Origin of the sequence: Microbacterium sp. B24, from assembly GCF_000333415.1 — a bacterium.
Taxonomy (GTDB): domain Bacteria; phylum Actinomycetota; class Actinomycetes; order Actinomycetales; family Microbacteriaceae; genus Microbacterium.
The window spans coordinates 1-22,884 of record NZ_BADB01000403.1 but is presented as its reverse complement, the minus strand read 5'-3'; the positions used below and the strand labels follow the sequence as shown (position 1 = coordinate 22,884).

The window sequence follows — 22,884 nt, the reverse complement described above, 5'->3', positions numbered from 1 at the left end:
CCAGATCCATGCCTGCGTGGTGACGGCGGGGTCTGCGCAGGCCGAACGCCAGCCGCACCAAGCGCGGCCGTCCCGTCATGACGAAGGAGTCTCCGGGGTGCACGGAGGCCGCGCCGACCTAGACGAGAACCTCGCGACGGCCAGCCGTCGGAAGCGCGACCGTCGCCAGCCGCAGCACGTCCGGCGGCCCGTAGCGCTCGTACACGAGGGCGCGCATGCGTTGTGGTGTGGGTGTCGCCGCAGCTGCGTGCGGCAGGGCTGTCGTGGCCACGGGATCGGAGTTGACTCGACGCATGAGCGCGCACCCAGCGGCGGGGATCGCGGCGCCCGCGCGGCGCGGCACCGTGGCGGTGTTCCTGGGCGTCACCTTCGCCGTCACCTGGGGGCTGTGGCTGCCGCTTCTCGTCGACGCGCGCACCGCGCCGTCGGGCACGCTCGACGCCGTACCGGCCACGTTCTTCATCGCGTCGGTGGGACCGGCGGTCGGAGCGGTGGCGGCGACCTGGTTCGCGGCGGGGCCGGCGGCTGTGGCGCGGTGGGCGCGACGCATCCTGCGCCTGCGGTTCGGCGGGTTCTGGTGGTTCGCCGCCCTCGGGATGCCGGCGCTGTACTACCTGATCGGCTTCTTCACCGCTGCGTTCGCCGCGGGCGGCTGGCCCGACCCGGCCGCCTTCGGCACCACGGCAAAGCTGCCGGGCCTGCCCTGGCCTCTGGTCGCACTGGTGTGGGCGGCGACGTTCGGCCTGGGCGAGGAGGCCGGGTGGCGCGGATGGCTGCTTCCCGCGCTCGCGGAGCGCGTCACGGTGTTCTGGGCATCGGTGCTGGTCGCCGTGGTCTGGATCGTCTGGCACGCTCCGGCGTTCTTCTTCAACCCGACGTATCAGGCGATGGGCGCCGGCATCATCGGCTGGATGCTGGCTCTGGTGCTCGGATCATTCGTCCTGTCGTGGATGACGGCCGGCGCACGGTGGAGCATCGTCCCCGTGGTGCTGTGGCACGCCGGCTTCGATCTGCTGACCGCGGCGGATCAGTCTGCGGGGGTGATCGCGTCGACGATCAGCGCGGTCGTCATGGTGCAGGGGGCGGTGTGTGCGGTGCTGCTGTGGCGGAGGCGGATGCCGCGGCTTCCCCGGCACTCTCCGCACTCAGCGGCAGCGTGAGCTTCAGGCGGGCGCCGGTGCGGGAGCGCCCGCCGTGCAGCGTTTCGAGCACGAGCTCTCCGCCGAGCACCTGCGCTCGTCGCCGAAGGCGCGCCAGCCCCGACAGCGCCGGTGTCGCCGGCGGCGCGGACCCGTTGTTGCCGACCACGACGAGCAGGATGCCGCCGCTCTCGCGCGCCGAGATGACGACGTGGTCGGCCGAGCCGTGGCGAAGCGCGTTGGAGAGGGCGTCCTCGATGACCCGCACCACCAGAACGCGTGCTTCGTGCGAGAGGCGGCTCTCGAAAGCCGAGAAGACGGCGTCGTCGGGCGCCGTGACGGCCACCGACGGCGGCAGGCGCACGACGAGCGCGCGCACGGCCGGTGCGAGCCCGCGCTCGAGGTCCACGGGGTAGAGCCGTCCGCTGAGCGCGCGCAGTTCTTTCTCGCGCAGCCGTTGGAGTTGGTCGGCGACCGCGTGCAGCTCGCCGGCCACTCCCGCATCGGCGTGCGCGGTCGACAGCGCCAGATGCCGCAGCCGCGCCTCCATGACGACGAAGGTGCCCTGCACGCTGCCGTGGATCGTCTCGGCGAGCTCGTAGCGCAGGCGCAGTTCCTCCTCCTGCAGTTCGGCGACCAGGCCCGCGGCGCGTGCCTGCGCGATCGACTGCTCCCGCTCGGCGTGGCGGATGCGGCGGGCGACGTCCACCTGCACGAGTCCGAGACCGACCGCGCATGCCGCTGCCACCGCGGCGCTGACGTACTCGCCGATGCTGGTCGGCGCGACGGCATCCGGCGCGAGAATCGCCGCGAGAACCGCTCGAGCGGCTGCGAGCGTGAGGGCCGCTCCGACCGCGATCGCGACGACCGACAGGCACCGGGCGAGGTAGCCGTAGCGCTCGGGCCGCAGAAGGTGCACGGCCGACAGCATGACGACCGGTGCGACCACGGCCGCGCCCACCGTCGCCCGCACCGCGACGCCTCCGCCGGCGACGGCGGGGCAGCCGCTGAGCAGGCAGCCCTGCAGGCTGGTGTAGATCGTGACAGCGAGGGTGGCCGCCGCCGTCGCGACCAGGACGATCCGATGGTCGGTCACGGCATCCGCACGCACGTCGCGCGTGGGGCGCGACCGGATCATCCCGCCGAGGTCCAGGGCGACGTCGTGTGCTGCAGGTAACTGCGCACCGCCTCGACACGCGGGTTGCGCTCGCGACTGGCCGGAATGCCGAGCAGGCCGTAGGCCGCGTTGAGGTGCGCGTCGACGGAGCGGGGCGAGATGCCCAACCGGTCGGCGATGGCCGCGTTGGTCAAGCCCTCGGCGACGAGGGCGACCACTTCGCGCTGGCGACGGCTGAGCCGGGTGAGCGGGCTGTTGCGGCGGATCTCGCGTTGAGCGCGGATCGCGGGATCGAGCACGGTGCGCCCGGCGGCGACGGCGCGGATGGCGTAGACGAGCGCGGATGCCGACAGCGAGGAGTTCTTGGAGAGAAAGCCCCACCCGGCGGCCTCGCTGCCCGGAACCTCCAGGAGGGTGCTGATCGAGTCGGACGCGGAGAGCACGAGGATGCCGAGACCGGGGCGGCGAAGCCGCAGCTCCCGGCCCAGCCGGATGCCGTCGCCGTCGGGCAGGCGCAGGTCGATGAGGGCGACATCGAGAGTGCGGACGTCGGAGTTGCGGGCGCTCTGCGCCGAGGAGGCGACGGCGGAGACGCGCAGGCCGTTCTGATCGGCCAACAGCACGGCGAGCATCTCGCGGAAGAGCGGTTGATCCTCGACGACCATGACGTCGAGGATGCGGAGCTGCGCCGTCACGATCGCGGGATCACGTGGAGGTGGAGCGATCGGGGGCACGGGCGTGACATGTGCATTCTCCTGTCGAGTGGCCCCCCGCCGACGACCATTTTCACGCACTCGTGCGGCTCGCCGTCGAAAATGACGAAGAAGACGGCGAGTTCGCGCACGGCAGCGCAGAACGCGTCGGTGATTCCACCTACGGCTGCCGCCGCTGCGCTCGGAGCCGGGCGAAGCCCTCTGCTAGAACCGTCGAGGGGGATGCACACCGTGGCGAGCACGGAAGAGGACCCATGAGCATGGCGAGCAGGAGCACGGGATCGACGGCGCTCGGACGCGGCCGCCTCTCGCGCCGCGCCTGCGATGACGGGCCGCTCGTGCTGTCGGCCCTGAACGAGATCGTCGGCGAAGCGGTGATCGTGACCGATGAGCGCGGCATCCCCCTGCGCCTGAACGGCCCGGCACGCGACGCGTTCGCACGGGCCGGGCTGCCCGAGACCCTGAGCGCCGGTGCGGAGTACCGCGACCTACGCCTCTTCCACGCCGACCGGACCACGCCGATCGCGGTGGGGCCGCAGCTCCTGCACCACGTGGCGTCGACGGGCAACGCGATTCCATATACGACGTGGGTGGGCGAAGGGGCCGAGCAGCGCGCGATGTCGATCACCGCCCGCCCGTTCCGAGATCAGCGCGGTGCCCGGCGGGGCGCGGTGATCGTGGCGCGCGATATGACGACGGTGTTCGAGGCGTCGCGGATCCGTGACGACTTCCTGCGCGATGCCGCCCACCGCCTGCGTGGTCACCTGACGACGGTGGCAGGCTATGCCGAGCTGCTCGAATCGCACTCCCCGGCCGGTGAGATCGGCGGGCGGCTGAGTCGGGCGACGGAGCAGCTGGTCGACGTGGTGGACGATCTGTTCCGCACGGCTCGTGAGGACGTCGCGCGGTCGATACCCGCTACCGAGGTGTCGGCGGCGCTCTCGGACGTATGCGCCGTGTTCCTGGGCGTTGCAGGGGCCCGAGGGGTGACGCTGCAGGTGATCGATGAGGGCTGCGGCAGCGTGCGGTTCGAGCAGACGCAGCTGCGTCAGGTGCTCGCCGACCTGTTGTCGTATGCGATCGGCCACTGCCGTACGGCGGGCAGGATCGTGGTGCGCGCACATCGCGATCATCACCGCACGACGGTGTCGGTGGCCGACGACGGGCGGCACACGACGGACGAGGAGCGACGGCGACAGCTGGCGCACCTCATGGGCGCTGCCGATCACCGCACGGCGACGCGAGATCCGGCGTTCGCGCCGCGCCATGCCGTGCGGGCGAATCAGGCAACGCTGTCGGTGCGGCCCGACCACCCGGTCGGCACGATCGCGAGTCTGGTGATGATCGCCGTCTGAGTCAGCGTGCGCGCAGCAGGGTCACGCCACGGGCGGCGAGTGCGCGTGCGGTCGGGTCGGCTTCGGCGACGTCGGCGATGATCGCGGTGACGGCGTCGAGAGCGAGCACCTCGTACCGAGAGGCGGTGCCGATCTTCTCGTCGCTGCCGAGGACATAGGTGTCGGCGGCGCGGGCGGCGAGCGCGCGTTTCATGGCAGCTTCGTCGGCATCGCCGGTGGTGAGTCCGGCGGTGGGATGGATGCCGGTGACACCCACGAAGAAGAGATCGGCGCTGATGCGGCCGGCCGCTTCGACGGCGGCGGCTCCGCAGGCCACGGCGGAGTGCTTGAACAGCTGGCCGCCGATGAGGAAGACGTCGACGACGTGGTCGAGGAGCGCGGCGGCGATGGTGGGGCTGTGGGTGATGACGGTGCCGGGCTGGGTGCGCGGGAGCGCGTCGACGACGGCGAGGCTGGTCGTGCCGCCGTCGAGGATGACGGTGGCGCCGGGTTCGATGAGCGATGCCGCTACGGCGGCGACGCGACGCTTGCTGTCGGGGGCGACGGCGGTGCGGGACGCGTAGTCGACGACGGCGGGCGAAGCGGGCAGGGCGCCGCCGTAGACGCGCACGGCGAGGCCGGCGGCATCGAGGTCGCGCAGATCGCGACGGATGCTGTCTTCGGAGAGGCCGAGTTCGGCGGCGATCTCTTTCGCGACGATGCGCCCATCGCGGCGGAGGCGGTCGAGCAGGAGGTCTTTGCGGGCAGCGGCGAGCATTCACGTTCTTTCTTGTTTTTGCACGTTGTGTCTTAGTGTAGCCGACATGAGTACGTCGTTGATGATCTTGATCGCCGGCCCCTACGCGTCCGGCACCGATGGTGACCCCGCGCTGATGGAGAAGAACCTGAAACGGCTCGAGACGGCGGCGTGGCCGCTGTTTCGAGCCGGTCATCTGCCGATGATCGGCGAATGGGTGGCGCTGCCGGTGCTCGACAGCGCGGGGGCGACGGGCCCGACCGACCCGCTGGCGGCGGAGGTGATGTACCCGACGGCGGAGCGCCTGCTGCAGCGCTGCGATGCGGTGCTGCGCCTGCCGGGAGCGTCGCGCGGTGCGGATCAGGACGTCGCGATCGCCGAGGCGCGCGGCCTGCCGGTGTACTACGCCCTCGAGGACGTTCCGGGCGTGACGGCGTCGACTCTGTCGGAGGGCGCCGCACCGCTGTCGTGACGCCACCGCGCCGCAGTCGTGACGTCACCGCGCCGCGGTTCTGACGACCGCGCGCCGGTGCACGGCATGCCGGACAGCCAGCGTGCGGATCAGAACGGCGGTGCGGTGTCGGTGGGTACCGGCGGTGGCGCAGGACTCATGACGAACGCGACCGGCGGCACGGGTGCGTCTTCGCGGTAGAGGCGGCCGGTCGGAGATGTCCATTCCAGAACGCCGCCGGGATGTTGTCGCACCCTCCACGCGGTGAACTGCTTCATCGAATGGTGCCGCTGGCACAGGTGGGCGAGGTTCCACAGCGCGGTAGGTCCACCCCGGGCATGGTCGATGGCGTGGTCGATCTCGCAGCGGATGGCCGCGCGGCGGCATCCGGGAAAACGGCAGTGCTGGTCGCGGGCGCGCAGGAATCGCCGCTGCGGTCGGGCGGTGCGGTACCGGTCGACCGCGATGACGGTGCCGTCGACGGGATCGGTGAGCACGCGCGCGAGCGAGTGGGTCTCGGCAGCGAGGCACCGCGCGGTGGCGGCGTCGATGGGTGCGCGCCCGACCAGGTCGACGGGTCCCTCGTCGGCGCCGAGGAGGGTGAGGGCGGGCACGATGACCTGCACCTGGGCGCGGATCGCACCGAGCGTTCCCGGCCCGTCGGCGCAGGCGGTCGGATCGAGCGCCGGCGCGCCCGTCAGCAGCAGGTCGCTGAGCACGTCGGCACGCACCTGATCTGTGGTGCGCGGATCGTCGTCGTCGGGAGTGCGCGCATCGATGATGACCGTCGCCTGCTGCGTGAGGCGGTCCATGACCCCTTCCGCGATGACGGTCGGAACCGTCGCGATGAGGTCGAACATGCCCTGGGCGCCCGGCACCACCCGTACCCGTCGGCCGCGGCTCGCCTCCGCGTGCCGTTCGGTGAATGAGCGCTCGGCGCAACGCTCGGCGAGGATCTCGACCGCGGAACGCACCCGGTTGGGGGTGTCGCCGGCGCACAGCCGAATCGCCTCCGCCTCGAACGGGGCCTTGCGATCGGCAGGCACGCACGCCCCGGCATCCAGGATCACCCGCACGTGGGCGCGGGTGAGGCGCCCGGCCGCCCACGCGTCGAGGGTGGCAGGGTAGCTCTCGACGAGTTCGCGTGCTTCTCCGATGCGCTGCTGCACCGTGCGGTCGGTCACCCGCATGACACCGCCGAGCTCGGCGGCGATCGAACGCAGCGCCATGTCGTGCACGCGCACGGAGCCCCGCTGGGTGGCGGCCTGACGCTCGGCGAGCTGGCCGGCCCGCGCGAGCAGCCGCACCTCAGCCACCTGGGCCGCCGAGACCTCTGCCAGCACCGTCTCGGTCTCGGCGACCAGAGCCGCGAGCGCGGACAGCTGGTCGCTGTCTTCGCTCATCGGCGTGGTCTCTTCCATGCCTCAAGGGTAGCGACACCCTCGGACATTTGTTCTAACGATGAGAATGACGTCGACAGCCACTGATGTCGCGTCATGAACCGACGCGCGCGACATCTCTCTGTGTGAACGGGGCGCCCGCGCGCACCACCGCACGATCCGTCAGGGAGAGAATGAACACCGTACTCGCCACATCCGCCGTCGCCACACCCGCAGAGACGCCGCTGCACGTCATCCTGCTCATCGTCGCCCTCACCGCTGTGGCAGCCGCAACCGGCGCGGCCGTCGCCATTCGGTCGCGTCTGCGGCGGCGGCTGGACGATGCCGAGCGCGCTCACCGGGCCGAGCTCGCCGCTCACGAGGCGTCCGCGGCGGCCGTCCGTACGCGTCTCCAGCAGCAGGAGGCGATGAGCGTGCACGCGCTCGAGGCGGAGCGCATCCGGCGCAGCGAGCAGGTCGATGCGCTGCTGGCCCAGCTCAGCCACGGGATGAAGTGGGAGCAGACGTCGCGAGAGTTCATCCATCGCGAGGCGGCGGCGCTTCAGGTGGACGGGGTGCTGGTGACGAACCTCTTCCTCCTTACGGCCGACGAAGGAGGTGCTCCCTTCGTCACGCAGATCGATCATCTGCTCGTGACGGCGCAGGCGATCGTGGTGGTCGAGGCGAAGCACTGGCGGGGTGTGGTTTTCGACGATGTCGATCCGGCGACGCTTCATCCCGCGCTCGCGCCGGTCTCGGCATCCCTGGAGCTTCCGTCGTCGTTCGCGATTCAGCTGCGCGGCGGCAGGAACACGCCGCTGAGCGTCGATCTGCGCCCGTCACCGCGCGCGCAGGCTCGCGCGCAGGCCGCGCACCTGTCGCGGATGCTGAAGGCGGAGCACGATCAGGTGTCGTGGATTCAGACCGCCGTGCTGTACAGCCATCCCGAGGTGCGGCTGTTCAGCGGCACACGCCCCGCGGGCGACTCGCGCGGCCACGTGCAGACGCCCGCGCTCGACAGCACGTCGTTTCGCGCCTTTCTGCGCGGGGCGTTGGGGCGCTCGACCGATAAGCCGAACGACGCGCGTTCGATCGTGCGATCTCTCGAACCGCACGCGGCCGATGTCGTCGGGCTGGGTGAGATGAGCGGCGAGTGGCCCGACTTCCTGCGCACCGCCGCCTCCCCCGCCGCGACGCGTCAGCCGTTGCAGGCCCAGCCGTCGCCATCGCCGTCGAGCTTGTAGATGTCGCGGCCGACGACGCGGGCGACGCCGTCGAAGTAGGCGGGACCGTTGCCCTTTCCACCCGCGCAGTCGACGTCGCTGGCGATGGGCACGCAGGCGTCGGCGTAGTTCTCGTCACAGTTGCCCGACGAGGCGGGAGGCGGCGGCGCGACCGGTTCGACGTACGTGCCGACGGAGGTGACCTCGGTGACGGGCGGCACGGTCACGGTGTCGGAGACGAGTTCACGCTTCGTCTCCTTTCCGTCGGCGACGGTGACGCGGTAGGTGCGGGTGCGTTCCCCGTTCTGCCCGGCGGTCGTGACGGCTGTCTGTCCCTGCGCCATGGTCGAGTCGTTCATCGACGTGTGCTCGAACGGCACGGCTACGGTGAGCTCGGCTCCAAGCCAGCTCATCACCTGGGGGCGTTTCATTGTTGAGGGAGCCGCTAGCATCTAGCCATGAGCCGCGCCGCAGGCACCACTTCAAAGGATAAAGTGAGCGCTGCCGTGCGTCTGGCCCAGATCCTTGCAATCATTGCCTGCTTCAGCGGTTTTATCAACCTAATCCCGAGCCCCGTTGCTGCCGCCACACTTGTGATCGATGGCATCACGGTGATCATGCTCGTGGCCGCGGTCGTGATCGCGCTCTCTCCTCGGATCAGGCGTCCTCGTCGAGGGGAAGCGTGGATCGCGTGCGCAGTCTTCGCGGCCGGCGTCGCCCTCGTGCTCGCATTCACAGGGCAGGAGCCTCTCGACTCGGCGCTGAATGCCGTCCGCAACCTGCTTCTGTACATCGGTGGAGGTGTCTTCACCGCGGTCGCGATCCATACTCGTCATGATGCATTGCGCGTGGTGCGGACGATCATGGTCTCCGGTTTGATTATCGCCGCATTCGGCGTCTTTCAGTTCGTCTTCCGGTCCGCGTTGCCATCATGGTTGCTGTACAGCCGAGACACACGCATCTTCTTCTACTACGGAACGGACATCACAAGGTCGACGGGTCTCGTCGGGAACTCGATCGTCTACGGAACGTTCGTCACCTTCATCTTCATCCTTTGGCTAGCGGCGACGATCCTCCGCACAGACCTCACTCGGCGCTCAAGACTGTTGTTCGCCGTCGCGACGGCGATCTCGGGCGTTGCGGTGTTCGTGTCATTCTCGCGCATCTCGATCGTTGTTCTTGTCGCGGTACTTGCCGTGACCGTTGTCTATGGGGTCGTTCGACGAGGACCGTCCCGGTCGCTGCCGTTGGCCTTCCACCTCACTCTGACCCTCGCCATTGTGGCGCTCGCACTCTTGTCAGTGCCGAGCGTCATGGCTGCGGTTCAGAAGTCGTTCATCGTCGAGGGCCTGTTCGGCGGCAACAACGCATCTGTGGGTGCTTCGACTGACGATCATGCGATGTTCACGCAGCTGGCATTGCAGTCGTTCGGTGAGCACCCATGGTCTGGGATCGGACTCGGGAGCCAGAGTGGAGCATCGGACCGTGTGATCATCACTGATGGATTCCATCTATCTACGCTCGTCGAGGGTGGGCTCTTCCTGGTCGTCCCGATAACTGCCCTCTTCCTGCTCGCAATGATCAGGCTTGTGGTCGTTTGGCGGCACTCGACCAGAGCCGACATTTGGATGCCGGTCGGGCTGCTGCTCTTCCTGGCCTCGCAGGTTTTCGGAGCCGGCTTCTACAACACCGGTTTCTACGGGAAGGTCCCAAACGTTGTATTCTGGCTGGCGTTTGGCGCGGCTGTCGCCTACTCACGTGCCGCGGCACCGGCAAGGCCCCGATTCATAGGAACCGTCGCTGCGAGTCAGATCGGCGCGATTGAAGAGACGAACAGCAAGGCAGAGCCGGCCAACACCAGCGGTGCGACCATCAGCTGAAATCGGTCTTGACCCGGATCTGGGGACTTGCCTTCGCTCGTTCGGTATGAGCACCAGGACGACCTAAATTTGAGAGTCGCCTCAGCGAGGCTCGAAGCGGGCGTTCTATCTACGGTTAACTCTCAGCCACGGTCGTTGCCCCGCGGCCGGTCTCTCCTCGGGCGTGGAACAGCGCAACCACCCTCATACCTGCCCACTTGGAGAGACGATGAGCAGGTTGCTCGACGTAATTCGCGAAGAGCCACGCCACGAGAAAGGCGATCGGCACTGCGATCGCCACCCCCACCCACGGCGAGGCGGGGAACGTGAGGAAGCGCGCGGCAATGATGATCGGCTCGTGTACCAAGTAGAGCGAGAACGAAACGCGACCCAGCCACGCGACAGCTGGCCGTTCGAGCAGCCTTCGAACGGGCCCGTAAAAGGCTGCCGCGAGCACGAAGAGCGTGACTCCGACTACGGGGATCCACGAGACGAAACGGTCGGCAGAAACAACTCCCAGTCCGCGGAGAATCCAAGTGCTCGTTGTGAGGAGGACAGCGGCGGTCAATATCGCCGGCCAAGCCCACACTGACGCCTGGAGATGCTCACCGTAAGTGCGGAGCGTCTCCCATTCCGAGACAAGCACCGCGCCGACTGCGAAGATCGGAAGGAAGAAGAGGTAGGGCGAGCCGGTCAGTGAGCCGGCCGCGATCAACGCAAACGCTCCAACGAGCTTCAGCCACCACCATCCTCGCGCGAGCGCTGCTGCCGCGACGAAGATCGGCAGCAGCAGGGAGAACATAACCTCCCACCTAAGCGACCACAGCGGGCTGATGACGCCAGACGGCCCGAAGACCAACACGACGTCGCGCACGAGCCCAGCGGGCGTGTACGAGTGTTCCCGTGAGTTCATCCACGCGCCGAGGCCTTCAGCCTGGAATCTGGTCACCAGCAACACGAGTGCAGCACCGAGAGCGACGGCCGCGATGACGGGAAGGTAAAGCCGGATTATCCGACGGGGGTAATAGGCGATCCACGAGAATGCGCGCCCGGATCGCAAGGCAGGAAGCACAAGGACGATGCCGCTGAGCACGAAAAAGAGATAGACAGCCTCTGTGCCGGCCCAGAACAGGTGGAGCGGTGTGTATGCCAGCGCGTGGGCTAGCGGATCATTCGCGCCGGCCGCGAAGTAGGCGTCGGCAAGGCCAGGGAAGGTGAGAAGCGCGTGGTGAACGAGGACGACGACGGCGGCAACGCCGCGCAGCCCGTCTAGTGAGTGAAGTCGTGCAGGCGGGGGGGGACCATGCGGCGCATCCTATCGCTCTGTTGTTCCCGACGATGCTCGATCGACTACGCCCTCACCCGTGAACGATGAATCTTCCCCGCTGGTTGATTTAATCCCGCCGACGCGCATTACCGTATGGCTGCACGAACTGGCTCGTGCCGCGACGTCCTTCTGAGGGACACCGGAGCGGATCACGATGTCACGCTTTCAAAATGCGCTACGAGCGCGCTAGGCCCCTTCGCGCAGACATACCCAGCTTCCGTGATCTTTGTGAGGTCGAGGGTGCTGTTGGTGGGGCGGGGTGCGATGGGTGCGGTGGCGTTGGCGAAGTAGTCGTCGGTGGTGACGCCGGTGATGCGTTCGGGGTCGTGTCCGGTGAGGGTGAAGACGTCGCGTGCGATGTCGGCCCAGGTTTGGGGTTCGCCGTTGCTGGTGAGGTTGTAGGTGCCGTAGTCGGCGTGGGTGGTGAGGAGGTGGTGGATGCCGGCGGCGATGTCGGTGGTGAAGGTGAGGCGTCCGGTTTGGTCGTTGACGACGTTGGGGTTGATGCCGCGTTGGGCGAGGGTGGCCATGGTGCGGACGAAGTTGTTGCCGTCGCCGATGACCCAGCTGGTGCGGATGATGTAGTGGCGGGGGACGGTGGCGATGATCTGGTCGCCGGCGGCTTTGGTTTGCCCGTAGACGCCGAGGGGTGAGAGCGGGTCATCCTCGGTGTAGGGGGTGTTCTTGGTGCCGTCGAAGACGTAGTCGCTGGACACGTGCACGAGGGTGATGTTGTTGGTGGTCGCGATGCGGGCGAGGGCGGTGATGGCGGTGACGTTCGCGGCCCACGCGTCGCGGCGTCCTTCGTCGGTTTCGGCGGCATCGACTTTGGTGTACGCGGCGGCGTTGATGATGACGCTGTAGTCCCGCCAGCGGCGTGCGCTCTCCAGGTCGGGGGCGGTGATGTCGAGGGAGCTCCGGTCGGTGTACTCTACGTGCGGTGCGTCGCCGTACTGGGTGCGGAGGGCTTTGCCGAGCTGCCCGTTCGCGCCGATGATGAGGATCTTCTTCGGCGGGATCGGGGTCACCTGTGCGAGGCGGGGGTGGTTCTTGTCCTTCTCGCTGATCTCCACCTGGTCCAGGGGGATGGGCCAGTCGATTCCGGCGGTTTCGTCGGCGAGGTTGAGGAAGGAGTACTCCGCGGTCGGTGACCAGTGATCGTTGACGAGGTACGTGTACGCGGTGTCCGCTTCGAGGGTTTGGTAGGAGTTTCCGACGCCGCGGGGAATGAAGATCGCTTTCGACGGGTCCAGCTCGGTCGTGTACACGGCCCCGAACGTGGGGCCTTCGCGCAGGTCCACCCAGGCGCCGAAGATGCGTCCGGTCGCGACCGACACCCACTTGTCCCACGGTTCGGCGTGGATGCCGCGGGTGGTGCCGACAGCATCGTTGAAGGAGATGTTGTTCTGCACCGGCCCGAAGTCGGGCAGGCCGAGAGCGGTCATCTTCTCCCGCTGCCAGTTCTCCTTGAACCAGCCCCGCGCATCCCCATGCACCGGCAGATCGAACACCACCAGCCCCGGAATCGGGGTTTCGGTGACCGCAAGGTTCTTCCCGTACTCGGTCACCGCGTCACTGCCCCTTCGACGCGTAGAACGCTTCGACGCCGTCCTTCGCCGGCGCCCACCATGCTTCGTTCTGCTGGTACCAGTTGATCGTCGCGGCAAGACCCGCCTCGAAATCCCGGTACTGCGGCGTCCAGCCCAGCTCGGTGCGCAGCTTCGTGGAGTCGATCGCGTAGCGCAGGTCGTGGCCGGCACGGTCGGTCACATGGTCGTACGCATCCGCGGGCTGACCCATCAGGGTCAGGATCAACTCGACCACGGTCTTGTTGTCCTTCTCCCCATCCGCACCGATCAGGTACGTCTCGCCGATGACACCCTTCTCCAGGATCGTGAGCACCGCACTGGAGTGATCATCGGCGTGGATCCAATCGCGCACGTTCTCACCCGCCCCATACAGCTTCGGACGGATCCCACGGATCACGTTCGTGATCTGCCGCGGAATGAACTTCTCGACATGCTGATACGGCCCGTAATTGTTCGAACAGTTCGAAATGGTCGCCTGCACGCCGAACGAGCGCACCCACGCGCGCACGAGGAGGTCGGACCCCGCCTTCGTCGACGAGTACGGCGACGAGGGGTTGTACGGGGTGTTCTCCGTGAACCGTTCCGGATCATCCAGCTCCAGGTCCCCGTACACCTCATCGGTGGAGATGTGATGCAACCGTCTCCCGTGCTTACGCGCCGCCTCCAGCAGCGTGTACGTGCCGATGATGTTCGTGTCCAAGAACGGACGCGGATCATTCAAACTGTTGTCGTTATGCGACTCCGCCGCATAATGCACCACCGCATCCACCCCCGCGAACAGGCCGTCGACCAGCCCCGCATCGGCGATGTCGCCCTCAACGAACCGGAACCGATCCTCCGGCAGGCCGTCCAGGGAGGCCAGATTGCCCGCGTACGTCAGCTTGTCCAGCACCGTGACGTGATCATCCGTGTGCTCGATCACATGGTGAACGAAGTTCGAACCGATGAAACCGGCACCACCGGTCACCAACAGGTTGCGTGTCATCAACGGCCCCTCTTCAACTGTTCCAACAGGTACGTCCCGTACCCCGACTTCACCAACCCCGCCGCACGCACCTCAAGATCCGCGTCCGACAAGAAGCCTTGACGCCACGCAACCTCCTCCGGCACACCGATCTTCATCCCCGTACGCCGCTCCATCGTCCGCACATACTCACCCGCATCGAGCATCTGATCAAACGTCCCCGTATCCAGCCATGCCGTTCCCCGCGGCAACACCTCCACCTGGAGTTTGCCCGCCTCCAAGTACGCACGGTTCACATCCGTGATCTCATACTCACCACGCGGGCTGGGCTGCAGGTTCCGCGCGATCTCGACCACATCGCTGTCATAGAAGTACAAACCCGGAACCGCATAGTTCGACTTCGGAACCGCCGGCTTCTCCTCCAGAGACACCGCACGACCAGCCTCGTCGAACTCGACGACACCGTATGCCTCCGGCTCCGCGACCCAGTACGCGAACACCGCCCCACCATCCACATCCGCGAAGCGTTGCAACTGCGACCCCAACCCCGGCCCGTAGAGAAGGTTGTCACCCAGCACGAGCGCCACCTTGTCGGAGCCGATGTGATCCGCACCCAACGTGAACGCCTGCGCCAACCCATCCGGCGACGGCTGTACCTGATATGTGAGGTTGATCCCGAACTGCGCCCCATCACCCAACAACCGCACAAAATGCTCCGCATCATGCGGCGTCGTAATCACCAAAATGTCCCTGATCCCCGCCAACATCAACGTCGACAACGGGTAATACACCATCGGCTTGTCATACACAGGTACGAGCTGCTTGGACACACCCTTGGTGATAGGCCAAAGACGCGAGCCCGAGCCACCAGCGAGAACTATTCCGCGCACGTTTCTCCTTTTTCGGGGGTGATGTCGGGAGCTTCAATCAGAACGGCGAGCAGCGCAGCCATCACTACGGCCGACCCATCCCGTAATACGCCCATCCCGCGGCGCGCCACGCCGCGGCGTCGAGCCCGTTGCGCCCGTCCACGACGACGCGGCCGTCGGTGAGCGACGACGCGTGCTCAGGAGGAAGCTGGCGACGGTACTCGTCCCACTCGGTAACGAGCACGAGCGCGTCCGCGTCACGGATAGCTTCGTCACGGTCTTCTATGTAGTTGAGCTGTGGGTGGATGCGGCGGGCGTTCTCGATCGCCGCGGGGTCGGTCACGGTCACGGTCGCACCGAGCCCGTGCAGGCGCACGGCGACGTCGAGGGCCGGAGAATCGCGGATGTCGTCGGAGTGCGGCTTGAAGGCGGCGCCGAGCACCGTCACCTTTTTCTCGAACACCGATCCCCCGAGCCCGTCGACGACGAGCTGCACGGCGCGCTCACGGCGGCGCAGGTTGATCTCGTCGACCTGACGAAGGAAAGCGACGGACTCACCGCGCCCGAGCTCCTCCGCACGCGCGGAGAACGCGCGGATGTCCTTCGGCAAGCATCCGCCACCGAAGCCGATGCCAGCGCCGAGAAAGCGACGCCCGATGCGGGCGTCGTGGCCGATGGCGTCGGCGAGCTGGGTGACGTCGGCGCCCGTGACCTCGGCGATCTCGGCCATCGCGTTGATGAAGCTGATCTTTGTCGCCAAGAACGCGTTCGCCGATACCTTGACCAGTTCGGCGGTGGCGTAGTCCGTGACGATGAACGGCGTGCCCTTCGCCACCGAAGGGTGGTAGACCTCCCGCAGCACGGATGCCGCGATCTCACCCTCTTCGCCGGCCGGCACGCCAGCGACGAGGCGGTCGGGATCAACGGTGTCCTGTACGGCGTATCCCTCGCGGAGGAACTCGGGGTTCCACACGAGCGTGGCGCCGGTCTCCGACACCCGCGGAGCCAGGCTCGCCGCGGTGCCCACGGGGACGGTCGACTTTCCCGCGACGATGTCACCGGGCGCCAGATACGGCAGCAGCCCGCCGAACGCGCCGTTGACGTACGTGAGATCGGCGGCGTAGCTGTCCTTCTGTTGCGGAGTTCCTACCCCGACGAAGTGGACCTTCGCGCCCGCGGCCTCAGCCATGTCAGTGGTGAACCGGAGGTTGCCCGCCGCGATGCCCGCCGTAAGGATCTCCTGCAGGCCCGGTTCGAAGAACGGCGCCTCACCCTTGGAGAGCGCATCGATCTTCCGCTGGTTCACGTCGATACCGACGACCTCATGACCGATCGACGCCATCGCCGCAGCATGCACCGCGCCGAGGTAACCACAACCGATGACGGACAGTTTCATTTCAGCTCCTGTGATGGGCAAGGACGCACCAGTTTCGAGAAAGGACAAAGCGTGATGTATGTGCGTAGGTGGCTAGGGACGGACGCAGAGAGACGTGCACGCCCACAGATCCCGACAGCCTCCGTCACTTCTCCCCCTGAGAAGGCTTACGTCGATGTCTCGCGATGACCACAACCTGCGTGATCAGGACCGTCAACTCGGCTGCCAACTCTCCAAGAGCGCCGCCGGGGGCGCCGAGCCAGGCCGACAACAAGAGAATTGCGGGGATCCCTACGACAGCCCCCGCTACTGCACTCGTTGCGTAGGCCCCAATTCTGCGGAGAGCGACTAGTGCCAATCCGCCCGTCGCCCGGGACACGGTAACGACGATAATCACGAAGGCGAACGTCAAAGCTAGCGCCGGAGAAACCGTTGCGGTCCCCGAGAACACAAGATGTGACGCTGCCGGGGCAAGCAATCCGAAGACCAAGCCCGCCACGATCCCTATTGCGACATTCATCGCCACGGCGCGCTTTGCGCGAACCCATCGCTCGCGCTTCGCAGCAGGCCGACCTACCCAACCCTGCATTGCATTCGGAATGATGGACATCGCGGCCAAGCCCATACGCATCAGACGCTCCCCCGCAGCGAATACCGCTACGGACCCCGGAGCCGCAATACTCACGAGGGTGATCGGCAACGCTATGTAGCCGGCGCTGGCGACCCTTGCGGTGAGGGCGTGTGACTGGAACCGTATCGTCTTCGCCAGCCGAACCAGCCCATAGCGGGGGGCTGCGGCGGAAGAGGCGCGGCGAGCGATGACGAGGGCAAGAATCGGAGCGAGAACTGAAGGTGCGATGAGTCCAACGGCGGCGTATGTCATCAACGGAGCACCTACGAACACCAGGACACCGGCAAGCCCCATCGCAATCATCCGCGGCACCGCGTCCGTCAAGACGAGTGTTAGCGGGCGAGCACGACCGAGAAACCACCAGGCCGCACTCAGGGCCGCCGCAGTCGCGCCAATCGCTACTACAGCCGCTTCGATGGGGAATGACGGGGCCACGACAGATGCGACCAGTGCCGCCAACGCTGCAGCAGGAACAAATACGAGCAGCTTGGTACGCGTTGCAAGGGCCAGCGCTCCATTGGCGGCTGTGGCGCTCATTCGAGCAACTCTCTGCGGCCCGTTGAGCCCCCAGCCCAGTTCGACAACGGTAGCTGCCGCCGCTCCCATAGACTGCCCCACCGCAACTCCCGCCCAGGCCGCGGCACCGTACCGGTCAGTAATGGCTGGTAGCGCAATCAACGGGCTGACAGCCGAGAGGACCGGTATAAGCGCATAGGCGATCAGCCCACGACCTCCGCGCGAGTCTCGATCAGCCATGGACTGATCCACTTTCCGCTGCCCCGGCGGCTTCGCGCACCCAATCTCCGAAGTTTTTCAAGCGGCTACTGACATAACTCCTCAAAACAATAGTGTTCTCGGTGTAGTCCCGGTCGACACGCTCTGCCGCCTGAAGAACGGCGGAAGCCACGCTTTCGACAGTGACGTCACAGCTCAGAGCCAGCTGCTCGCCAGCGAGAGACTTGATCTCATCGACGCCGGGGCCATCCCTTGTGGCTACGACTCTTCCAGAGAGCAGGCCTTGCCAAACCTTGTTCGCGATAACTGTGCTGGCCTTCTCCGACTCGCCAAAGACACCTAGAACAACATGGCTGCGTTCTACGTACCCCGCAAGTTCGCGCTCAGGAACTGCAGACAGAAAAGTGGCCTTCGTGGCAACTCGACCAGCTTCGACCTGGTGCTGGACACTTTCCCGCGCCTCGCCATCCCCGATAAGGGTGATGCGGTAGTCAAGTACGCCGTCCAACGCCTCAAGAGCACGGATCACCGTCGGTAGCCCGTGAAGCGGGATGTAGTTGCCGTAGTACAGAATTCGGAGGGGTCTGCTTGCCGCTGGTGGGTGAGTGGGCTGAGCCCACTCTGGAGCGCCCACCGGAATCACGATGCAGGAGCGCTTACCGCCAGACCACTTCGCTGCTCGGGCCTCCGTGTCGGAGAGAACAAGATCCGCACGGTCTAACGCGAAGGCGTCGAACCAACGCAAGACCCGCGCTTTCGCAGACTTGGGCCGCACAGCTGCTCGATCCTGCACATGAGTCTCATAAAGTCCTACGAAGAAGTCGACAACAAATCGAGCACGAACGAACCGAGAAATTAGCCAGGCGACAGCAGCAAACGGCACGGAAAATTCAGCCAAGACGACGACATCGAATCGGCGCCCACGACGCCACGCCGACACAAGAATCTCAAAGCAATGTCGGAGATATCCGGGATTCGATGAGAGCTGAACGATCTCCACCTGCGCATTGCAGCTCTCAGCGAGGTAGCTGCGGATCATTGAGTTGCGTGGATAGCCTTGCGACTGGACAGCCAGGTAGAGAACTCGCGGCCCAGGGTTGCGTCTATCTTTAGCCTGGTCAGCCATGACTATGCAACCACCGATCTGCTGCCAGCCGCCCGTCTATGGCGGGGAGGTGAGAAGTGATCTCAGAACGATCGCGAGAGCTACTCATCACCGCCTTCATGACCAGCGCAAGATCATCTGGAGCGATGCTGGGTGAAACTACTCGGTGCCCGTGCGCTTCGAGCCATTGCGCAATGCCAGTCTCGGTGGTTGCGATGATCTCCAGTCCCGCACTCAAGCCCTCCACAATCGGAAGTCCGATCTGCTCTTTCCAGCCGTTAGCAGGTTGAGAAAGCAGACAGAGGGCGGTTCCTGACTCTAGGACGTCCCAAATTCTGTCGCGCGACGGGTCAATAATCAGTTCAGCACGTTCGTCGCGCGCGAGCCTAGCGACGACTCGCTCTTCGAGCGGCCCTTTGCCCATAACCACGAGACGGGCTCCCGGTAGATGTGCATTAGCGATCTCCCAGGCATCAATGACGCGCATCACACCTTTCCGGTGATCGAACGCTCCGAGAAAAATCAGAATGGGCAGCCGACTGGCGGGGGAGGTCATCTCGCGCGCGACCGGCAACCCTTCAATGACCCTCGTCGCCGGAGAGGCTCTACGGACGCTGGATCTGATCAGTGCGATGTAGTTGCGCTTCGCATCCTCCGTGCCGAACACGATGCGATCGAACGATCGGTAGATGAAGCCAACAGAAAGCTTGAATATCGCTCTCATAACAAACAGCGGAACGTGCCATTGCGCCGCATATTTTGATGGGAGGTCGGCATTCTCGATCGCGTAGGCCGTGAATCTCACACTGTCACCATGGATTAGTGAAGAAATCCTGCGGGCAACGCTGAGCGCAAGGTTTTGAGGGATGGCACTCGGAGCGTAGGGCTCGGCGAGCTCGAGAAAGTCAACTTCACGACGCCAGACGATCCTCAGCACGTCGGCAAACCGAACTCGCTTCGCAGATGCACCGTCGGGCAATTGAGTCAAATCGAAGTCGTACATCGTCGACTGATAGAGAAGTTCGCCTGGGTAGAAGCTTGCTAACCGTTCGAGGTGCACGGTCCTGGCCGTCCGGTAATAGCGCGCCAACCTCATGAACCTTCACCTGCCAGTCGACGCCTCCTGTAGGCGCGTCGGCCATCGCTGACGCCCATCAATACAGCGCGCAGTCGCTCCGGTCGGCCGATTCTGCCAAGTATCCGCCGAGCAAGACGGTACGGTAGGCCGACGGCGCGGGCAGTGCCCCCTCTCGTCAGGCACAGGAGCGTGAGTCCATGAGCGCTGTAGCGATCTATGCGCACCCCTGCTTTGCCGTGGGACTTCGACAGTTCATGAACCACGGTCACATCAGGCGCAGCCACAAGCGCGAGTCCCGCATCCTTGACTCGCAGACCGAACTCAACGTCCTCCCAGTACATGAAGAAGTCCTCGCTCAGTAGCCCAACGAGCTCAAATGTCGAGCGGGGCACGAGGACACAAGCCCAAGTGAAGTAGTCAACATGCGTCGCACCTTTATCGCGAGTGCCCGCGCTTAATGCCCTAAACTGTCCTCCGGTAGATTGGGGCGAGCCATCGGGGTTTAAGACTCGCGGTCCAACTATGCCTGCTCGGGGATTTGCGCTCATCGCTCTACCAAGAGCGTTTGACGTGCCGGGCTGCAGCACAGCGTCGTTGTTAATCGCGAGAACCCAATCGGCGCCGGCGTCGAGAGCCGCGCGAATGCCCGAATTGACTCCACGCGAGAAGCCGAGATTCTCAGCGTGCTCAACTACAAGAACCCTGTCCGATTGGATGGCTCCCAGCGAGCCATCGGACTCGTTATCGACAACTACAACGCGTTCAATCGCAGGCTCCGCGAGAAGCGAAGATACGCAAACGAGCGTGCTCTCGGGGTCCTTCCAGTTGAGAACTACCGCGACGAGCCGAGTTTCGGGTCCGCCAGGAGAGGCATTGTCAGTCATGTCGATTTACCATGTCCTAAGAGATTCAGTGACAACAGCAGCGACAGCATCCCAGGTGGGCCGGTCTTCGAGCCCAATGCGGGTCGGGGAGGCCAATATGGCCTCGGCCGCGGACGCCCAAGCGTCCGGGTTCTCCGCTTCTTCGACCCCGATGCCGTAACCAAGCGCTGCGTCAGCGACGGCTCGGCAGCCTTTCCAGTACAGGACCGGCGTTCCGCAGCAAGTGCTCTCGAGTGCGGGCAAGCCAAAACCCTCGAGTGTTGAGGGAAGCGCTGTCGCGACCGCGCCACGATAGAGAGCTGCGAGCTCCAGATCGGAGAGGCCATGGAGCAAATCGACTCGCGCATCTACACCTGCCGCAGACGCCAGAGCGCGCGCCTCTTCCTGCTCTGACCTCGGGATCACCATTTTCAAACGCAGATCAGTAAGCAAGGCGAGCGCCTCGATCAAGACGCCCACATTCTTGTGAGGTCGAAGATTGCCAACAAACACAATGTAGGCGTCGTGCGATTCCAGCACTGGCCCATCAGCCGTGAACGCTGAAGAACACGCATTGCCAGTATTTACAACCTCGACACCATCATTCCGAATCCACTCTTTTAGCGCGTCAGCTGAAGCGTCCGAGACCGTCAGCACGCGCCCTGCTCGAAGAATTGCGGGCCGGACGACCAGGTTGTAGTAGGCGGCGTACTTCATGCGCTGCGGACCGCGCGATTGCAGGTGTATGAGGTCGTGGACTGTCAGAAGTTGCCGCTGTCGAGAAATGAACGCGGCGTATCCCGGTGAGTACATTCGCTGGTCTCGGCGCGCCGCAAGCTGCGCAAACGCGTCCAGGGCGGAAGCTGGCTTCCCGCTCAGTACCAGCGGCGTCCACGAGACACCTAGACGAGGCAGCACTTCCGCACTGTAGCGCGCGATTCCATGCTGCCCGACGTAGCGATCATCAACCATAAGATTCATGGCGAAAGGGGCCTCTCATCCACGAATTTGCGAATCGCGGAGTTAAAGACGCCCGTGTCGAAGTGCCACGCTCGATCGACGCACGCTTCCGAACTCATGTGCGAGATCCGATCAACCGCTTCACGGAGCACAACGGGGTCGGTCCAGTCCTCAACGAGCACACCCGTCACCCCATCGATCACCGACTCGGCCGCGCCGCCAATGCGGTTCGCAATAACTGGTGTGCCGCTCGCCATCGCTTCCACCGGAACTATGCCGAAATCCTCAATCGGAGCGAAAACTACTGCGGTTGCATGTCGCATGAGGGCTCGCAACATCGGCGTCGAAGGTCGACGAACAATAGTCACACGACCGGGGTGAATATCATCTCCGAGCGCACGTAGCTTCTCCTCGTCGGGGCCTGCCCCGGCCAGTACGACAGGTAGACCCGAAGCGGCGCCCGCACGGATGGCAGCGTCGAGCCTCTTATAGGTGACGAACCGCGACACGCCGAGAAGATACTCAGGCGGCAAAGCAGCCAGCTCACGTTCTTCTTCGCCGCTCAGTGGATCCGGCGATGTGAAATCAGCGACCGGTATTGGAGGGTAGATAACTTCAGCCTTTCGCCCCCACGTACGAGCGATGCGGTCTGCGACGAAATTGCTATTCGCAGCGATCGAGTGGGCTTCCTGCGCGCGACGGGAATCGATCGCTCGCAAGGGAACCGACGCCGCGCGGGCAGCCCAGCTGTCGCCGCGCAGGTCTAGATCAGGTTCCCAGATGTAGCGCGCTGGAGTATGAACATAGAGCAGCTTCTCCGCCGATCGCGCAGGACCCGAGAAACGGACGTGGTGGGCGAAGAGATGGCTACTGACAAGAATCCACTCGTAATCACGCCTCGGCATGGAACGCCAGATCAGTGGCATTGCTGGTAGGGCCGCAGCCTTATTGCGCCGCAGTGGCGTGCGCGCGAGTGCGCTTTCCGTGACGGGTGAGAAGCGCTCGCCGGCATCATTCCAGAGGCACCAACGGTCCTCATCCGGAAACAAACGGACGAGCGCTTCGAAGACGTTCTCGGAGCCACCTGAGGGCGCTAGCCACTCGTGTACCAATGCACCGCTCATCGGTTGCCGGACCGATGCTTCGCGGTTCCTGAACGCTGAGTCAGGATCGCAGTGTTGAACCTCAATGCGCCGACTCCCCGGGTGCAATGACGGCCTTGGCCGTCTTCATCAAAATGGCCAGGTCGCTCACCAGCGACCAGTTCTCGACGTAGTAGAGGTCGAGGCGCACGGCATCCTCCCAATCGAGGCTCGAACGGCCGCTCACCTGCCAGAGGCCGGTGAGGCCGGGGCGGGGCAGTAGGGCGCCGCGCGCGGCATCCGTGTAGAGAGCGACCTCCGCCGCGATCTGCGG

Annotated in this window: 22 protein-coding genes and 1 pseudogene; 5 read left to right on the top strand and 18 right to left on the bottom strand. The window is 65.4% G+C overall.

Features of this window, described 5'->3' with window-relative positions; all coding sequences use genetic code 11:
* Positions 1-118 precede the first annotated feature (118 nt).
* The gene (locus I5I_RS17175; RefSeq protein ID WP_187289951.1) at positions 119-271 is read right to left on the bottom strand and encodes a hypothetical protein; all 153 of its coding nucleotides are present in this window, start codon (positions 269-271) and stop codon (positions 119-121) included.
* A gap of 22 nt (positions 272-293) precedes the next feature.
* On the opposite strand from I5I_RS17175, the gene I5I_RS16510 reads away from it, so the two are divergent.
* A complete protein-coding gene (locus I5I_RS16510) occupies positions 294-1,160 on the top strand; it encodes a CPBP family intramembrane glutamic endopeptidase (protein WP_083868021.1) in 867 nt (288 codons plus the stop codon).
* Here the strand turns inward: I5I_RS16510 and I5I_RS12065 are convergent.
* Both I5I_RS12065 and I5I_RS12060 read right to left on the bottom strand, forming a co-directional pair.
* Positions 1,069-2,277 carry a sensor histidine kinase gene (locus I5I_RS12065; RefSeq protein WP_036319876.1) on the bottom strand — a complete coding sequence of 403 codons (1,209 nt, stop codon included), beginning with the start codon at positions 2,275-2,277 and terminating at the stop codon, positions 1,069-1,071. The two genes, I5I_RS16510 and I5I_RS12065, sit on opposite strands and share 92 nt — an antisense overlap.
* Entirely contained in the window at positions 2,274-2,951 is a 678-nt protein-coding gene (locus I5I_RS12060) for a response regulator transcription factor (RefSeq protein WP_187289950.1), read from the bottom strand. The genes I5I_RS12065 and I5I_RS12060 overlap by 4 nt, the downstream gene beginning before the upstream one ends.
* Before the next feature lie 278 nt (positions 2,952-3,229).
* On the opposite strand from I5I_RS12060, the gene I5I_RS12055 reads away from it, so the two are divergent.
* Entirely contained in the window at positions 3,230-4,324 is a 1,095-nt protein-coding gene (locus tag I5I_RS12055; RefSeq protein ID WP_036319883.1) for a sensor histidine kinase, read from the top strand.
* A 1-nt stretch (position 4,325) separates the two neighbouring features.
* On the opposite strand, the gene I5I_RS12050 is transcribed toward I5I_RS12055, so the two are convergent.
* Positions 4,326-5,081, bottom strand: a complete 756-nt coding sequence (locus I5I_RS12050) for a DeoR/GlpR family DNA-binding transcription regulator (RefSeq protein ID WP_036319872.1) — start codon at positions 5,079-5,081, stop codon at positions 4,326-4,328.
* A gap of 46 nt (positions 5,082-5,127) precedes the next feature.
* On the opposite strand from I5I_RS12050, the gene I5I_RS12045 reads away from it, so the two are divergent.
* Entirely contained in the window at positions 5,128-5,532 is a 405-nt protein-coding gene (locus tag I5I_RS12045) for a DUF4406 domain-containing protein (RefSeq protein WP_239640112.1), read from the top strand.
* Between the two features lie 89 nt (positions 5,533-5,621).
* Here the strand turns inward: I5I_RS12045 and I5I_RS12040 are convergent, their stop codons facing one another.
* Complete coding sequence (locus I5I_RS12040; protein WP_036319868.1) at positions 5,622-6,932, bottom strand: HNH endonuclease signature motif containing protein; 1,311 nt, start codon at positions 6,930-6,932, stop codon at positions 5,622-5,624.
* A gap of 152 nt (positions 6,933-7,084) precedes the next feature.
* Here I5I_RS12040 and I5I_RS12035 point away from each other — a divergent pair, with 152 nt between their 5' ends.
* On the top strand, positions 7,085-8,134 hold the full coding sequence (locus I5I_RS12035) for a nuclease-related domain-containing protein (protein ID WP_036319866.1): 1,050 nt from the start codon (positions 7,085-7,087) through the stop codon (positions 8,132-8,134).
* Here the strand turns inward: I5I_RS12035 and I5I_RS16110 are convergent.
* Positions 8,089-8,526 (bottom strand): G5 domain-containing protein, encoded by a 438-nt coding sequence (locus I5I_RS16110; protein WP_036319864.1) that lies wholly within the window; start codon positions 8,524-8,526, stop codon positions 8,089-8,091. The genes I5I_RS12035 and I5I_RS16110 overlap by 46 nt on opposite strands.
* 45 nt (positions 8,527-8,571) lie before the next feature.
* On the opposite strand from I5I_RS16110, the gene I5I_RS12025 reads away from it, so the two are divergent.
* Positions 8,572-9,993: an O-antigen ligase family protein gene (locus I5I_RS12025; RefSeq protein ID WP_148285552.1), complete on the top strand. Its 1,422-nt coding sequence runs from the start codon at positions 8,572-8,574 to the stop codon at positions 9,991-9,993.
* Between the two features lie 115 nt (positions 9,994-10,108).
* Here the strand turns inward: I5I_RS12025 and I5I_RS12020 are convergent.
* The 12 genes and pseudogenes from I5I_RS12020 to I5I_RS11970 form a co-directional block, all read right to left on the bottom strand.
* Positions 10,109-11,239: pseudogene (locus I5I_RS12020) on the bottom strand (acyltransferase family protein); the annotation flags it as partial.
* 209 nt (positions 11,240-11,448) lie between these two features.
* Positions 11,449-12,867, bottom strand: a complete 1,419-nt coding sequence (locus I5I_RS12015; RefSeq protein WP_036319859.1) for a sugar nucleotide-binding protein — start codon at positions 12,865-12,867, stop codon at positions 11,449-11,451.
* A 4-nt stretch (positions 12,868-12,871) separates the two neighbouring features.
* Positions 12,872-13,873: a dTDP-glucose 4,6-dehydratase gene (rfbB, locus tag I5I_RS12010; protein WP_036319856.1), complete on the bottom strand. Its 1,002-nt coding sequence runs from the start codon at positions 13,871-13,873 to the stop codon at positions 12,872-12,874.
* Positions 13,873-14,742: a glucose-1-phosphate thymidylyltransferase RfbA gene (rfbA, locus tag I5I_RS12005; protein ID WP_036319853.1), complete on the bottom strand. Its 870-nt coding sequence runs from the start codon at positions 14,740-14,742 to the stop codon at positions 13,873-13,875. The genes rfbB and rfbA overlap by 1 nt, the downstream gene beginning before the upstream one ends.
* Before the next feature lie 64 nt (positions 14,743-14,806).
* Positions 14,807-16,117, bottom strand: a complete 1,311-nt coding sequence (locus tag I5I_RS12000; RefSeq protein WP_036319851.1) for a UDP-glucose dehydrogenase family protein — start codon at positions 16,115-16,117, stop codon at positions 14,807-14,809.
* A 124-nt stretch (positions 16,118-16,241) separates the two neighbouring features.
* On the bottom strand, positions 16,242-17,264 hold the full coding sequence (locus tag I5I_RS11995) for a hypothetical protein (RefSeq protein ID WP_148285551.1): 1,023 nt from the start codon (positions 17,262-17,264) through the stop codon (positions 16,242-16,244).
* A 211-nt stretch (positions 17,265-17,475) separates the two neighbouring features.
* A complete protein-coding gene (locus I5I_RS16505; protein ID WP_374699915.1) occupies positions 17,476-18,501 on the bottom strand; it encodes a glycosyltransferase in 1,026 nt (341 codons plus the stop codon).
* 79 nt (positions 18,502-18,580) lie between these two features.
* On the bottom strand, positions 18,581-19,657 hold the full coding sequence (locus tag I5I_RS11985) for a glycosyltransferase (protein ID WP_187289949.1): 1,077 nt from the start codon (positions 19,655-19,657) through the stop codon (positions 18,581-18,583).
* Positions 19,658-19,659: 2 nt separating this feature from the next.
* Positions 19,660-20,529, bottom strand: coding sequence for a glycosyltransferase family 2 protein (locus I5I_RS17980; protein WP_083868016.1), 870 nt, complete (start codon positions 20,527-20,529; stop codon positions 19,660-19,662).
* Positions 20,530-20,535: 6 nt separating this feature from the next.
* The gene (locus I5I_RS16495; RefSeq protein WP_036319833.1) at positions 20,536-21,489 is read right to left on the bottom strand and encodes a glycosyltransferase; all 954 of its coding nucleotides are present in this window, start codon (positions 21,487-21,489) and stop codon (positions 20,536-20,538) included.
* Positions 21,486-22,592 carry a glycosyltransferase gene (locus I5I_RS11975; protein ID WP_036319830.1) on the bottom strand — a complete coding sequence of 369 codons (1,107 nt, stop codon included), beginning with the start codon at positions 22,590-22,592 and terminating at the stop codon, positions 21,486-21,488. Before I5I_RS11975 ends, I5I_RS16495 begins: the two co-directional genes overlap by 4 nt.
* A 61-nt stretch (positions 22,593-22,653) precedes the next feature.
* Positions 22,654-22,884, bottom strand: a 231-nt coding sequence (locus tag I5I_RS11970) for a sugar transferase (RefSeq protein WP_036319827.1), incomplete at its 5' end; no start/stop codon positions are given.